This is a genomic window from Bacillus sp. JAS24-2 (genome assembly GCF_008274905.1).
GTDB lineage: Bacteria > Bacillota > Bacilli > Bacillales > Bacillaceae_G > Bacillus_A > Bacillus_A cereus.
In genome coordinates this window covers 12,501-27,500 of record NZ_CP031068.1, presented here as the reverse complement: position 1 = coordinate 27,500, position 15,000 = coordinate 12,501, and the positions used below count along the sequence as shown (strand labels likewise).

Sequence of the window (15,000 nt, the reverse complement as noted above, 5' to 3'; positions counted from 1 at the left end):
AATCGCACCACGTAACACATGATATACACCTTGATACTCTTTCATTTTTTCCATCGCGATTACATCTTTCGGTTCTTGTACGACACAAACAACTGATTGATCTCGATGTGAATCATTACAAATATAACAAGGATCACGATCAGTAATATGTCCGCATACAGAACAGTACGCTAAATCTCGCTTCGCATTTACAAGTGCTTTCGCGAAACCTAACACATCATCTTCTTTCATATCTAATACGAAAAATGCCAATCGAACCGCTGTTTTCGGTCCGATACCTGGCAACTTCATAAAACTATCGATTAGTTTTGATATTGGTTCTGGATAATGCATGTATCAATATCCTCCTAGAACATTCCACCTGGTAAGTTTAAGCCTTTTGTAAATTTACCCATTGTAGAGTTTGAAAGCTCATCAGCCTTTTTAAGTGCATCATTTGTTGCAGCTAATACTAAGTCTTGTAGCATTTCGATATCTTCTGGATCTACAACTTCTTCTTTAATCTTCACTTCAAGAATTTGCTTGTGACCATTTGCGATAACTGTAATCATTCCGCCGCCAGCTGTACCTTCAACTGTTTTTTCACCAAGCTCTTCTTGTGCTTTCGCCATGTCCTTTTGCATCTTTTGCATTTGTTTCATCATGTTATTCATATTTCCCATTCCGCCACGCATCATAATTAATTCCTCCTAATTATTATTACTCTTTTATTTCAATGAGTTCTTGCCCTACTAATTTCACTGCCTCTTCTATAAGAGGATCTTCCTTTTTCTCTGGGCTTTCTTCAGACTCTCCACCTTCACGTTGTAAAAAGTCTTCACGGATTTTACCCCATTCACTTTTTGGAATGGCAATCATATTTAACCTTTTACTTAGCAATTCAAATAAAGCTTGTTCTACTGTATCCATAGCTTCTCGATTTTCGCTCGCCATCTTACAGTGAATCTCATATTGAAATGCTAAAACGTAAGTGTCATCTGAAGCTGCCACTGGTTCGCTATTTTCTAGTAAAACAGCAAACGCTACTTTGTTATATGATTTGAGTCTTCCTAACAACTCACCCCATACAGCTTTTAATTGTTCTAAATCTTGACGCTTCGCTTGTTTTAATACTTCATTTACACGTCCGACAGGAATCTTCATACTTCCTGTTCTTACCGGCTTTGGTGTTGCACGTGTCTCTCTTACTTCCTGTTGTATACCAGCTGGCACACCGTTCTTTTTAACTTGCTCTAACTCTTTCTCCAGTTGCTGCATCCTGTTCATAATTGCTTGCAAACGATCTGTACCATTTGCTTGCACCATAAACTGTTGACACAATTGCACCATAACAACTTCTAAGAAAATACGCGGATGATTTGTCCACTTCATTTCCTGTTGTCCCTTACTAAGGGTATGAATAATCTCATAGATCACTTCCGGTTGCATTTCTTCACTCAACTTACGGAATTGATCATCTACAATTACTCGTTCCAACATATGTTCTAGTTGCGGTGAAGTTTGATATAAAAGCATATCACGATAATAGTAAATGAAATCCTCCATAAAACGAACTGGATCCTTCCCTTTACTCATCATTTCATCTATGATTTGCAATGCTCTTGATACATCATTTTCACGTATGCATTCTACTAAATTGCCTAAGTATTGCTGAGAAACAGATCCTGTTACGGCCAATACATCTTCTGTCGTAACGGTCTCATCACTATAAGATATAGCCTGATCAATAAGACTAAGTGCGTCACGCATACCACCTTCAGCAGCACGCGCAACAATTTGTAATGCCTCATCTTCCACTTGCGTACCTTCATTTGTCACGACCGTTGATAATCTCTCAACAATATCATTCACTGATATTTTTCGGAATTCAAAACGCTGACAACGTGAAATAATTGTAGGCGGGATCTTATGAGGTTCTGTTGTCGCCAAAATAAAGATAACATGTCCTGGCGGCTCTTCTAAGGTTTTTAAAAGCGCATTGAATGCACCCATAGAAAGCATGTGAACTTCATCAATAATGTATACTTTATATTCTACAGCACTTGGAGCATATTTTACTTTATCTCTAATATCTCGAATTTCATCTACACCGTTATTTGAAGCCGCATCAATTTCTAATACATCTGAAATGGATCCTTGTGTAATTCCTAAACAAGAAGGACATTCATTACAAGGTTCAGCTACCGGAGCATGTTCACAGTTAATTGCTTTTGCAAATACTTTTGCAATTGTCGTTTTTCCTGTTCCCCTCGGGCCAGAAAATAAATAAGCATGTGAAACTTTCTCTTGAAGAAGGGCATTTTGCAACGTTTTTGTCACGTGCTTTTGACCGACTACATCTTCGAACTTTTGCGGTCTCCATGTTCGGTATAACGCTTGGTATGACACGAAAATACGGCCTCCCTCAAAGGTTATTATCTCATTTATTATAACCCATTCTGTTTATAGATTCCAAAAGTTATTTTCTATACAAAAAACTCACCTTTGTATTAAGGTGAGTTTTGTATACATATATAACTGCCGTGCACCCTCCGTCGATTACGTACCATAAGCGTTACTCAAGCAGTTAGCTCGGTTCAGGCACTCCTGCGGCACACGAGAAGACCCGCTTATTGCTGCTTCCTTCCGGACCTGACAAGGTTCACGGGGTCCCGTTGCGCAGGACCCAAACGTCAACACCACTTACTTAAGGCAGACCTTACAGCAACATAACCTCGAGAGGGGATTCGGCCTCGCTAGAGCGGATTGCGAGTATAGGGCACCGCTACCTCCCCGCTTAGCACGGCAAAGTTAAAACCAATATTCGGTTGCCTTCATTAAAGGCATTATCAGTATAACTTGTTTCTTTATAAAATGCAAATACGTTAGTTCCCAGTATTCTTCTCTAATTTTTTTATTGCTTTTCTTTTTTTACGAAGCTCTCTAAAAAAGCTTGTTAACAACGTACCGCATTCTTCCTCTAGTACACCAGATACTACTTCACATTGATGATTGAAGCGTTCATCCGTTAAAAGATTCATCAATGTCCCTGCACATCCGCCCTTCGGATCACTTGCACCATATACAACTCGCTTCACTCGTGATAAAACAATTCCACCTGCACACATTGGACAAGGTTCTAATGTTACATACAATGTTGCATCTTCTAAACGCCATGTCCCTAATTTTTTACACGCCTCATCTATCGCTAGCAACTCAGCATGAGCTATTGATCTCTGCTCAGTTTCCCTTAAATTATGGGCAACACTAATTACCTCACCATCTAACACTATAACTGCTCCAATTGGTACTTCCTGTATTTCCTCTGCCTTTTTAGCTTCTTCTATCGCTAATTGCATAAAATAAATATCTTGATCTTGTTCCATAACATAGTCCTTTCACTACAAATAAAGTACACTTATTTCCATTTACTACACAGGGGATAACTTTTACAAATTCAATCCACCCTAAAAGAAAAAAGAGAGGGGATTACATATGAAAAATACCGCCTTGCTCATTATCGATATGATTAATGACTTTCAATTTTCCCACGGACCCATTCTAGCTAAAAAATGTGAAATTATAACAAACCCTATTTTACAATTAAAGAAAAAAATGAAATCCTTCGGCTGTCCTATAATTTACGTTAATGACCATTATCAACTGTGGAGATCTGATATCGACCAACTTATTACTCATTGTACAAATGAATATAGCGAAAACATAATCCATAAGATTGCTCCAAGTTCTGATGATTACATTTTTATTAAACCACATTATTCCGCTTTTTATGAAACACCTTTAAATTCATTACTAGGTTATTTAAAAATAGAAAATCTAATATTAACAGGGGTTGCCGGAAATATATGTATCCTATTTACAGCTAATGATGCTCATATGAGAAATTATACATTGTATGTACCAGAGGATTGTATCGCCTCTAACAACGACCAAGATAATATACATGCTTTAAAAATAATGGAAACTACATTGAAAGCAACTATAACATCATCAACCAAAATAAAATTTAATTAATACATATATCTATTTTCTAACTTTTTATATCAAATTAACCCGCTCGCTTCCCTCTTGTGCTACAATAATTCTGTTTTGTGTTTTTAGTAGTCACGGTAAATCACTGATTGAAAGGAGGAAACAGCGTGACCGGAGTACCATTTATCACGGTTGAAGGACCAATTGGTGTTGGAAAAACTTCACTTGCGAAGGAAATTTCAACTCACATGCAACTCCACTTACTAAAAGAGATTGTTGATGAAAATCCCTTTTTAGGAAAGTTCTATGAAGACATCGACGAATGGAGTTTTCAAACAGAGATGTTCTTTCTTTGTAATAGATACAAACAATTAGAAGACATTAACATAAAGTATTTGAATCAAAGGAAACCAGTAGTAGCGGATTACCATATCTTTAAAAATTTAATTTTTGCATCCCGCACATTAAAAGACTCCCAATATGACAAATACATGCAAATTTATCGTATCCTTACACAAGATATGCCTGTGCCAAATGTCATTGTTTATTTAACAGCTAGCCTAGAAACATTGCAAAAACGAATCGCCATGCGCGGAAGAGAATTTGAAAAAAACATGGATCCAAATTACTTACTACAGCTCACAAAAGATTATGAAACAGCAATGGATGCTTTTAAAAAAGATCATCCGGAAATACCAGTATTGAAATTTAATGGAGACGATATGGATTTTGTAAAAAATCCTGATGATTTAAACGTCATCCTATCTGCCCTTCAAAATACTCTCTTAAAGGAGTCGAAATAATAATGAATTTAAGGCAAAAATATGATATACCCAATGACGCAGTAATCACTATCGCCGGAACGGTAGGTGTGGGTAAATCAACTATGACAACTGCATTAGCTAATGCTTTAGGTTATCGCACATCATTTGAAAAAGTAGATTCCAATCCATATTTGGACAAGTTCTATGCGGACTTCACTCGTTGGAGCTTCCACCTACAAGTGTACTTTTTAGCAGAACGATTTAAGGAACAAAAAAGAATTTTTGAATATGGTGGCGGTTTTGTTCAAGATCGTTCCATTTACGAAGACACTGGAATTTTCGCAAAGATGCATCATGAAAAAGGAACAATGACGGAAACTGATTATGAAACATACAAAGGTTTATTTGACGCTATGGTCATGACTCCTTACTTCCCTCATCCAGACTTATTAATTTACTTAGAAGGTTCTTTCGATGATATTGTCGATCGTATTCAAGAACGCGGGCGCCCAATGGAACAGCAAACACCAATTGAGTACTGGAAAGAAATGCATGGACGTTATGAAAACTGGATTAACAACTTTAATTCATGCCCTGTATTACGCTTAAATATTAATGAGTACGATATTTTAAAAGATGGTGATTCAATCGAACCAATCATTAAAAAAATTGGCCATTTTTTAAAACAAACACGTAAACTTGTAAAATAAAAAACCCGTGCATATGCACGGGTTTTCCTATTAAATTACTTCTTCTTTGTTGGAGCAATAATTTCACTCTCAGGTTTTCCTGCGTTAATGCGCTGACGAACAGTACTTGTACTAATATCGTATGCTTCAGCAATCTCTTTAACAGTCATTTCTTTCCCGTTAATTACTGCCGTTAATACTTTACCTGTACGTTTTGGAGCCGCCGCTTTCTTTACAGCTGCTTTTTTAACTTGTTTTGGCGCCTCTACTTTACTCGTAGCTTGTTTTACATCACAAGTACAACCACAAAGTTTACGGAATGTATCATCACTAATAATGCGTGATACGTTTGCACCACTGTTTAAAATTCTATTGTTCTTACAGACAGGACATTGTACATAATATAAAGTTTTTCCATCTAAAGGAAACGTTTGTATAATAAGATCCATGTTGACTCCTTTCATATCTATGAAGATAATCATCGGAATATGAGTGTGTAATAAGGACAAAATTACCTTACACCATACTTTATGATTGGTTTTAAAATAAAAACTCGTTACGTGTTGGTAACGAGTTCTCCAATCTCCACTTATATGCGCTGTTGTCAATTATATCTGGAGGAGGTAGAGGGATTCGAACCCCCGCGCGACTCTCGCCGCCTGTCGGTTTTCAAGACCGATCCCTTCAGCCAGACTTGGGTATACCTCCATATTGACATCAAATATAATATCAAAAGAAAAACAGTTAGTCAACCCTACTAAAATAAATTATGAGGAAAGGAAAATTTTACTTTTCCCTTCCTACATTACAGTACTGACAACGCTCATAATTACCAATCACTCATACCGATGAATGTTTAAATTTACTTAATAACTGTTTTTCCTCCCATATAAGGGCGAAGAACTTCTGGAATTATAATTGTACCATCTTCTTGTTGGTAGTTCTCTAAAATAGCTGCAACCGTACGTCCGATTGCAAGACCAGATCCATTTAATGTATGAACATGTTCTGGTTTTCCATTTGGCTCACGGCGGAAACGGATATTTGCACGTCTCGCTTGGAAAGCTTCAAAATTACTACAAGAAGAAATTTCACGATATGTGCCATAGCTTGGAATCCATACTTCAATATCGTATTTCTTCGCTGCTGTAAATCCTAAATCGCCTGTGCACATGCTCATAACGCGATATGGCAACTCTAATAATTGTAACACGCGTTCTGCATCATTTGTTAATTTTTCTAATTCTTCATAAGAATCTTCTGGTTTTACGAACTTCACAAGCTCTACTTTATTGAACTGATGCTGGCGAATTAAACCACGTGTATCACGACCAGCTGAACCTGCTTCAGAACGGAAGCAAGAGCTAAATGCAGCATATCTTATAGGCAATTGCTCTTTATTTAAAATCTCATCACGATGCATATTCGTTACAGGTACTTCAGCTGTTGGAATTAAGAAGTAATCTTCACTTTCAATACGGAATGCATCTTCTTCAAACTTTGGAAGTTGTCCTGTTCCCGTCATACTTGCACGGTTTACCATATATGGAGGTAATACTTCTTCATATCCATGCTCATCAGTATGAAGATCAAGCATAAAGCTAATTAAAGCACGCTCTAATCTTGCACCAGCACCTTTGTAAAATACGAAGCGGCTTCCTGTTACTTTCCCAGCGCGTTCAAAATCTAAAATTCCTAAATCAGTAGCAAGATCCCAATGTGGTTTTGGCTCAAAAGTAAATTCTTTCACTTCTCCCCAAGTACGTGCTACTACATTATCATCCTCTGTTTCACCAACTGGAGCAGATTCATGAGGGATATTTGGAATAGATAACATTAATCTTTCTAAGTCTTCTTCAACTGTACGAAGTTCGTTATCAAGATCCTTTACTTTTTCTCCAACCTCACGCATTTCTAAAATTAGAGCCTCTGCATCTTTCTTTTCGCGCTTTAATACAGAAATTTGTTGAGATACTTCGTTACGTTTACTTTTTAATTCTTCTGTCTGAACAAGTAGTTCTCTTCTTCTCGTATCAAGTTCTTCAAAACGGCCGAAATCAGTTAAATCTTCGCCTCTATGCTGTAATTTCGCTTTTACTTCTTCAAAGTTTGTACGTAAAAATTTAATATCAAGCATTATATACTCCTCCTTTTATTTTATAAAACACAAAAAACTCCCGTCCCTATATAAAGGGACGGGAGTTAACCCGCGTTGCCACCCTAGTTGAAAGCATTACCGCTTTCCTCTCAAGTAGAAATAACGGCTCTTCACCGGGAATGCTTACTAATCCAAAAGATATTCCACATTCCATTCCAGGATGGATTCACAAACTGTTTCTATCGATTTCCACCAACCATCGACTCTCTATAAGAAACGACATTTGTTACTATTTCCTATCAACACGCTTATTTTATAAAATTGTTACCATCAATTTACTATAATCTTATACAAGTTGCAAGTTACTTATACAACTTTTTTCATTTTCGCTTCTTTTACCATTTCAACAAAGTATGCTGTCACACGATGATCATCTGTTAATTCCGGATGGAATGAAGCAGCTAAAAACTGATCTTGTCTTACCGCTACCATTCGGTCACCATGCTTAGAAAGCACTTCAACATTATCAGCTACTTCTACAACATACGGCGCACGGATAAATACACCAATGAAGTCTTCACCCACGCCTTCAATTGAAAGCGCAGCTTCAAAACTATCCTTTTGGCGTCCGAACGCATTGCGCTCAACTGTAATATCCATAGCACCAATATGTGCTTCTTCATAGCCAATAAGTGTTTTCGCAAGAAGAATCATCCCTGCACATGTACCAAACATTGGTTTACCAGACTTTGCAAATGTACGAAGTGGTTCCATGAAAGCATACTTATCAATAAGACGGCGCATTGTTGTACTTTCACCGCCTGGTAAAATAAGACCATCAATCTCTTCAAGTTGCTCTATACGCTTTACAACAACAGCTTCTGCACCACTTGCTTCAACTGATTTTACATGCTCACGAACTGCACCTTGAAGACCTAGTACACCGATTTTCACCATTTTAAAGTTCTCCTTTAATTACCATCCACGCTCTTGCATGCGTTGTTCTGGTAATAACGTTGAAATTTCGACACCCTTCATTGCATTACCTAATCCTTTAGAAAGGCTTGCAATTAGTTCGTAATCTTCATAATGAGTCGTTGCTTCAACGATTGCACGTGCAAATTTCTCTGGGTTTTCTGATTTGAAGATACCAGATCCAACAAATACCCCATCAGCACCAAGTTGCATCATTAATGCTGCATCTGCTGGTGTTGCTACACCACCTGCCGCAAAGTTTACAACTGGTAAGCGACCAAGACGTTTAATTTCAAGTAATACTTCGTAAGGAGCGCCAGTATTTTTTGCATATGTCATTAACTCATCTTCACGTAGACTCGCAACTTGACGGATTTCTGCATTGACTTGGCGCATATGACGCACTGCCTCTACAATGTTTCCTGTTCCTGGTTCACCTTTTGTACGAAGCATAGATGCACCTTCTGCAATACGACGTGCAGCTTCTCCGATATCACGGCAACCACATACAAATGGAACTGTGTAATCACGTTTATTTAAATGGTATACTTCATCAGCAGGAGTTAATACTTCACTCTCATCGATATAGTCTACCCCTAATGATTCTAATACACGTGCTTCTACAAGGTGACCGATACGGCATTTTGCCATAACCGGAATTGACACCGCACCCATAACTTCTTCAACAATTGTTGGGTCTGCCATACGAGAAACGCCACCTGCTGCACGAATATCTGCTGGTACACGCTCTAATGCCATAACGGCAACTGCGCCTGCCTCTTCTGCAATTTTTGCTTGTTCAGCGTTAACTACGTCCATAATAACGCCGCCTTTTTGCATTTCTGCCATTCCACGTTTTACACGTTCTGTCCCTGTTACATTTGTCATGTACAAAAACCCCCCTAGGTGAATTGCTTTCCCCCGTTAAAGGCGAAAATTAAGAATACTCTTACATTCTACCACTAACTATCAGATGCTTGTCTACTACTTTTTCATAAAGTCGGTATGAAAAATAGGAATAAAAAAAAGCTCCTATCATGAGGAGCTTTTAAAACCAACCTTTTACTGTATCAACAGCACTATTCCACATGCCACTAAAGAATGAACCAATTCCGCGCATAGCACGAGTAAACCAGTTTGCTTCTTCTACTTCAGATGTTGTTACAAGATCCACTTGCAGTGACTTACCAGTTAAAAATCCAGGGTCGTTTGTATCTTTTGGCGTAATTACCATTTGACCAAGCGCAGCTCCCTTTTTAATAGGTGCTTCTTGTCCCTTGCTTGATTCTTTTAATTCCGTTTTATAAACATCTTTACTTCCTTTTGGCACTGGAAGTGAAATAGCTTGTTTCGTTTGAACTGCTACATCTTTATCTTTCGCATTTTCTACTCGTACTGTTTCTTGTCCTTTTACTGAAGAACCTTTTTTATACATTTGTTTTACTTCAAAGTTAGCAAATCCATAATCATATAGCTTCTTTGTTTCATCAAAACGTGCTGTATGAGAACTTGTTTTAATAACTACAGAAATAAAACGCATTCCGTTTCTTTCAACCGTACCAGTGAAGCAATCTCCTGCCTCTGGAGTTGAGCCTGTTTTTAGGCCATCTACGCCATCATATTCTTTAACTAAGCCCTTTAACATCCAGTTCCAGTTCGACATTGCAAACTTCTCTTTTTCTGGACGGAATTCTTTTTTAGGGATTTTTGCTGTATCTAACACTTTTGGATAATCTTTAATTAAATGTTGTGCTAAAGTTGCAACATCCTTTGCAGACATTTTATTTTCTTCATCCGCTGTTGTTCCTTCAGGATGCATTCCCTTTAAATCTTTATTCGTTAAACCTGTAGAATTGACAAATTTATAATTTTTCAACCCTAGTTCTTTCGATTTATCATTCATCATTTTTACGAAGTCTACTTCTTTACCTGCAATTGCTTCTGCTAATGCAATTGTTGCACCATTTGCAGAAAAGATTGCCATTGCTTCGTATAACTCTTTTACTGTATAAGAGCCACCATTTTCTAATGCAACATTTGATAATGAAGCATCTTGTGAAACCTTATATGCATATTCAGAAACCTTAATTTTCTGGTCCCACTTAAGTTTTCCTTTATCCACTGCTTCGTGAACTAAATATTCACTCATCATCTTTGTCATACTAGCAATGGATAATAATTCATCTGCATTCTTTTGATATAAAATTTTCCCAGAATTCGCTTCTACTAAAATTGCCGCACCTGCTTCAATGTTTAAAGCGGCTCCTGTTTCAGCTGATGCATTGCTATATGGCATAAAAATGCTACAAGCTAGTGTAAGCACTGTTACCAAAGCAATGAATCTTTTGCAAAACATACCTTTCACTTTTGCTACCCCCAATATCTATGTACTCACATAACCGTTATTCTAACATAATCAAAAAAAAATAGACAGAGATATCAAATCTCTGTCTATTTGTATATAAGACATTATAATGAGTAGTTTGGAGCCTCTTTTGTAATTTGTACGTGATGAGGATGACTTTCACGTAAGCCAGCACCTGACATACGAATGAATTGTGCGTTTTCGCGTAAGAATTCTAAATCCTGTGCTCCGCAATATCCCATACCTGCACGTAAGCCACCAACTAATTGGTGAACTGTATCTGCTAAAGGTCCTTTATATGGTACTCGTCCTTCAATACCTTCTGGGACAAGTTTTTTATTGCCTTCTTGGAAGTAACGATCTTTACTTCCTTTTTCCATCGCACCGACAGAACCCATACCACGATACACTTTAAATTGACGACCTTGGTAAATTTCAGTTTCTCCAGGGCTTTCTGCAACACCTGCAAACATGCTACCTAGCATAACAACATGTGCTCCTGCCGCTAAGGCTTTCACCATATCACCAGAGTACTTAATACCGCCATCAGCAATAACTGGAATGCCGTGTTTACGAGCTTCTGTTGCACAATCATAAACCGCAGTTAATTGTGGTACACCAACACCGGCTACAACGCGTGTTGTACAAATAGAACCTGGTCCAATACCAACTTTAACTACGTTTGCACCAGCTTCAATTAGTGCTTTCGTTGCTTCAGCAGTAGCAACATTTCCAGCGATAATATTTAGTGATGGATATTTAGCACGAACTTCTTTTACCTTATCAATAACACCTTTAGAATGCCCATGTGCTGTATCAAGTACAATTGCATCTACACTAGCTTTTACCAATGCATCGATGCGAAGCATAGCATCCGCTGTTACACCAACTGCTGCTCCAACTAATAAGCGTCCTTGCTTATCTTTAGCAGAGTTTGGGAATTCAATTACTTTTTCAATATCTTTTATTGTAATAAGCCCTTGTAATACACCGTTATTATCAACAAGAGGGAGTTTTTCAATTTTATACTTTTGTAGGATCTTTTCCGCTTCTTCCAGTGTAGTACCAACTGGAGCTGTAATTAATTGTTCTTTTGTCATTACGTCAGAAATTTTGATTGAGTAGTCTTGGATGAAGCGCATATCACGGTTTGTAATAATACCAACTAATTTTCGCTCATCTAAATTATTTACAACTGGTACACCTGAGATACGATATTTTCCCATAAGATGTTCTGCATCATATACTTGATGTTCTGGAGTTAAGAAGAAAGGATCTGAAATAACGCCGCTTTCAGAGCGCTTTACTTTATCAACTTGCTCTGCTTGTTGCTCAATAGACATATTCTTATGAATAATTCCTAAACCACCCTGGCGAGCCATTGCAATAGCCATGTCAGCTTCTGTTACTGTATCCATTCCTGCACTAATTAACGGGATATTTAGCTGTAAGCTTTCAGATAAAACTGTTTTAACACTTACTTCTCTTGGTAATATATCTGACCTAGCTGGTACAAGTAATACATCATCAAAAGTCAAACCTTCTTTAACAAATTTAGATTCCCACATAATTGTTCCCCCTATGATACCAGAAATTATTATTAGTAGCTTATCAATTGGTTAAAATACTGTCAAGGACGTATATATATGTTAGAATTTTTAGACAATAAAAGGAGCGTAATATATGCATCAAACATCTTGTACTTGGCAGCAGTTAAGTTTCTTTTTTTCATCTCAAAACGTACAACGTTATCTTGCCCGTTGTTACGAAAAATCCTCTATTCAGGATGCCGAAAAAAAAAGTTTTGAAAATTGTTATCCCTTTATTTATTACTTAGAACACGGGAAAAATTATTATGAATTATATAAGACAGCTCCATTTTCCATTCAACCAATGTTGTTATTTTATGGAATTAGTCAACTTTTTAAAGCATGCCTACTAACTATTGACCCTAACTATCCTGAATCCACTACTGTTTTAGCTCATGGCGTTACAACTCGCAAACGAAAAAAACAAGGGTATCAATTTTTAGAAGATGAGGTGAAGGTACAAAAAAACGGATTATTTACTCATGTTGCAGAACAACTGTTTCACATGAAACACTTAGAAGCAGAAAAATTTAACATGTTAGAACTAATGGGAAATATTCCAGAATTACAAAATTTATTTCGTTATAGTCAGAAAGGATCAACTTTATATAAAATCGATTCAACAATTAAAAATGAGCTCTCCTTTTCAGTCAACCTACTAGATCGATTACATATGACTAAAGAGAGATTTTCTCGTTACATTGAAACATCTTGTAAGCATTTATCAATACAGCACGTACCTGAGAAGACTAATGAATCGAATTTACTTTTTACGGCGCCCGTTCAATCATGGAATCCTATGTACAGTACTCCTTTATACTATGAACATCTTACTAATACTTATTATTTGCCACTTACGACTGATCCTAGAAATCCTAAGCCAATATTACCTGAACTCCTCATTCATTATTTATTGCTCTATAATTTAAGCATGATTTCTAGGTATGAAACAGATTGGTGGTATGACTTACTTGGCAGTTATGGTTCTGAAGATTATCCATTTATTTATCAATTTCTAAGTATTTCTGCTCAAAAAATCCCTTACTATATTTCAAATTTTTTATTAATGGAACCAAATCTATTTCATGGGAAATAAAAAAACACAAGTCAAATGACTTGTGTTTTTAGTTGCTTGGCGACGTCCTACTCTCACAGGGACAAGGTCCCAACTACCATCGGCGCTAGAGAGCTTAACTTCCGTGTTCGGTATGGGAACGGGTGTGACCTCTCTGCCATCATCACCAAACTATGAAGGCATATTCCTTCAAAACTAGATAACATTTGCTACATATTATATGGTTAAGTCCTCGATCTATTAGTATTCGTCAGCTCCACATGTCACCATGCTTCCACCTCGAACCTATCAACCTGATCATCTTTCAGGGATCTTACTAGCTTACGCTATGGGAAATCTCATCTTGAGGGGGGCTTCATGCTTAGATGCTTTCAGCACTTATCCCTTCCGCACATAGCTACCCAGCTATGCCCTTGGCAGAACAACTGGTACACCAGCGGTGCGTCCATCCCGGTCCTCTCGTACTAAGGACAGCTCCTCTCAAATTTCCTACGCCCACGACGGATAGGGACCGAACTGTCTCACGACGTTCTGAACCCAGCTCGCGTACCGCTTTAATGGGCGAACAGCCCAACCCTTGGGACCGACTACAGCCCCAGGATGCGATGAGCCGACATCGAGGTGCCAAACCTCCCCGTCGATGTGGACTCTTGGGGGAGATAAGCCTGTTATCCCCGGGGTAGCTTTTATCCGTTGAGCGATGGCCCTTCCATGCGGAACCACCGGATCACTAAGCCCGACTTTCGTCCCTGCTCGACTTGTAGGTCTCGCAGTCAAGCTCCCTTATGCCTTTGCACTCTACGAATGATTTCCAACCATTCTGAGGGAACCTTTGGGCGCCTCCGTTACACTTTAGGAGGCGACCGCCCCAGTCAAACTGCCCACCTGACACTGTCTCCCGGGTCGATAAGACCCGTAGGTTAGAATTTCAATACAGTCAGGGCGGTATCCCACCAGCGCCTCCACCGAAGCTAGCGCTCCGGTTTCAATGGCTCCCGCCTATCCTGTACAAACTGTACCAAAATTCAATATCAGGCTACAGTAAAGCTCCACGGGGTCTTTCCGTCCTGTCGCGGGTAACCTGCATCTTCACAGGTACTATAATTTCACCGAGTCTCTGGTTGAGACAGTGCCCAAATCGTTACACCTTTCGTGCGGGTCGGAACTTACCCGACAAGGAATTTCGCTACCTTAGGACCGTTATAGTTACGGCCGCCGTTTACTGGGGCTTCAGTTCAGAGCTTCGCTTACGCTAACCCCTCTCCTTAACCTTCCAGCACCGGGCAGGTGTCACCCCCTATACTTCGCCTTACGGCTTCGCAGAGAGCTGTGTTTTTGCTAAACAGTCGCTTGGGCCTATTCACTGCGGCTTTCCGTTAAGAAAGCACCCCTTCTCCCGAAGTTACGGGGTCATTTTGCCGAGTTCCTTAACCAGAGTTCTCTCGCACACCTTAGGATTCTCTCCTCGCCTAC

The 15,000-nt window shown here is 38.5% G+C and carries 14 protein-coding genes, 1 tRNA gene, 2 rRNA genes, 1 other RNA gene and 1 other annotated feature (2 of these 19 running past the window's edge); of the genes, 4 read left to right on the top strand and 14 right to left on the bottom strand.

What is annotated here, in order from left to right:
* The 5 genes from recR to tadA all read right to left on the bottom strand — a co-directional run.
* Positions 1–333: the 5' portion of a recombination protein RecR gene (gene recR, locus DN407_RS00140; protein WP_000559169.1), read on the bottom strand. The gene continues 264 nt to the left of window position 1, outside the view; 333 of the gene's 597 nt are visible here — the first part of the coding sequence; its start codon is at positions 331–333; its stop codon lies beyond the left edge, outside the window.
* Positions 334–347: 14 nt separating this feature from the next.
* Entirely contained in the window at positions 348–674 is a 327-nt protein-coding gene (locus DN407_RS00135) for a YbaB/EbfC family nucleoid-associated protein (RefSeq protein ID WP_014894853.1), read from the bottom strand.
* A gap of 25 nt (positions 675–699) precedes the next feature.
* Positions 700–2,388 carry a DNA polymerase III subunit gamma/tau gene (dnaX, locus tag DN407_RS00130; protein WP_098286276.1) on the bottom strand — a complete coding sequence of 563 codons (1,689 nt, stop codon included), beginning with the start codon at positions 2,386–2,388 and terminating at the stop codon, positions 700–702.
* A 132-nt stretch (positions 2,389–2,520) separates the two neighbouring features.
* An RNA gene (gene ffs / locus DN407_RS00125) (signal recognition particle sRNA large type) lies at positions 2,521–2,785 on the bottom strand.
* 79 nt (positions 2,786–2,864) lie between these two features.
* Complete coding sequence (tadA, locus tag DN407_RS00120; RefSeq protein ID WP_000434332.1) at positions 2,865–3,365, bottom strand: tRNA adenosine(34) deaminase TadA; 501 nt, start codon at positions 3,363–3,365, stop codon at positions 2,865–2,867.
* Positions 3,366–3,474: 109 nt separating this feature from the next.
* On the opposite strand from tadA, the gene DN407_RS00110 reads away from it, so the two are divergent.
* From DN407_RS00110 to DN407_RS00100, 3 genes are all read left to right on the top strand, one after another.
* A complete protein-coding gene (locus DN407_RS00110) occupies positions 3,475–4,014 on the top strand; it encodes a cysteine hydrolase family protein (protein ID WP_000798712.1) in 540 nt (179 codons plus the stop codon).
* 125 nt (positions 4,015–4,139) lie between these two features.
* On the top strand, positions 4,140–4,775 hold the full coding sequence (locus DN407_RS00105; RefSeq protein WP_000148218.1) for a deoxynucleoside kinase: 636 nt from the start codon (positions 4,140–4,142) through the stop codon (positions 4,773–4,775).
* A 2-nt stretch (positions 4,776–4,777) separates the two neighbouring features.
* On the top strand, positions 4,778–5,446 hold the full coding sequence (locus DN407_RS00100; RefSeq protein ID WP_001053585.1) for a deoxynucleoside kinase: 669 nt from the start codon (positions 4,778–4,780) through the stop codon (positions 5,444–5,446).
* A 35-nt stretch (positions 5,447–5,481) separates the two neighbouring features.
* On the opposite strand, the gene DN407_RS00095 is transcribed toward DN407_RS00100, so the two are convergent.
* The 7 genes from DN407_RS00095 to guaB form a co-directional block, all read right to left on the bottom strand.
* Positions 5,482–5,874, bottom strand: a complete 393-nt coding sequence (locus tag DN407_RS00095; RefSeq protein WP_000364196.1) for a sigma factor-like helix-turn-helix DNA-binding protein — start codon at positions 5,872–5,874, stop codon at positions 5,482–5,484.
* Positions 5,875–6,040: 166 nt separating this feature from the next.
* Positions 6,041–6,133 (bottom strand) — tRNA-Ser (locus DN407_RS00090).
* Positions 6,134–6,287: 154 nt separating this feature from the next.
* Positions 6,288–7,562 (bottom strand): serine--tRNA ligase, encoded by a 1,275-nt coding sequence (gene serS / locus DN407_RS00085; protein WP_000884186.1) that lies wholly within the window; start codon positions 7,560–7,562, stop codon positions 6,288–6,290.
* A 51-nt stretch (positions 7,563–7,613) separates the two neighbouring features.
* Positions 7,614–7,835, bottom strand: a binding site (T-box leader).
* 54 nt (positions 7,836–7,889) lie between these two features.
* A complete protein-coding gene (gene pdxT / locus DN407_RS00080; protein WP_000238783.1) occupies positions 7,890–8,480 on the bottom strand; it encodes a pyridoxal 5'-phosphate synthase glutaminase subunit PdxT in 591 nt (196 codons plus the stop codon).
* A gap of 18 nt (positions 8,481–8,498) precedes the next feature.
* Positions 8,499–9,386: a pyridoxal 5'-phosphate synthase lyase subunit PdxS gene (pdxS, locus tag DN407_RS00075; RefSeq protein WP_000186165.1), complete on the bottom strand. Its 888-nt coding sequence runs from the start codon at positions 9,384–9,386 to the stop codon at positions 8,499–8,501.
* A gap of 160 nt (positions 9,387–9,546) precedes the next feature.
* The gene (dacA, locus tag DN407_RS00070; RefSeq protein WP_125653127.1) at positions 9,547–10,854 is read right to left on the bottom strand and encodes a D-alanyl-D-alanine carboxypeptidase DacA; all 1,308 of its coding nucleotides are present in this window, start codon (positions 10,852–10,854) and stop codon (positions 9,547–9,549) included.
* 113 nt (positions 10,855–10,967) lie between these two features.
* Positions 10,968–12,431: an IMP dehydrogenase gene (gene guaB / locus DN407_RS00065; RefSeq protein WP_000264088.1), complete on the bottom strand. Its 1,464-nt coding sequence runs from the start codon at positions 12,429–12,431 to the stop codon at positions 10,968–10,970.
* Between the two features lie 115 nt (positions 12,432–12,546).
* On the opposite strand from guaB, the gene DN407_RS00060 reads away from it, so the two are divergent.
* On the top strand, positions 12,547–13,548 hold the full coding sequence (locus DN407_RS00060; protein WP_000554289.1) for a YaaC family protein: 1,002 nt from the start codon (positions 12,547–12,549) through the stop codon (positions 13,546–13,548).
* A 34-nt stretch (positions 13,549–13,582) separates the two neighbouring features.
* Here the strand turns inward: DN407_RS00060 and rrf are convergent.
* Both rrf and DN407_RS00050 read right to left on the bottom strand, forming a co-directional pair.
* Positions 13,583–13,698 (bottom strand): 5S ribosomal RNA (rrf, locus tag DN407_RS00055).
* A 49-nt stretch (positions 13,699–13,747) separates the two neighbouring features.
* A 23S ribosomal RNA gene (locus DN407_RS00050) occupies positions 13,748–15,000 on the bottom strand (it continues 1,669 nt past the right edge of the window).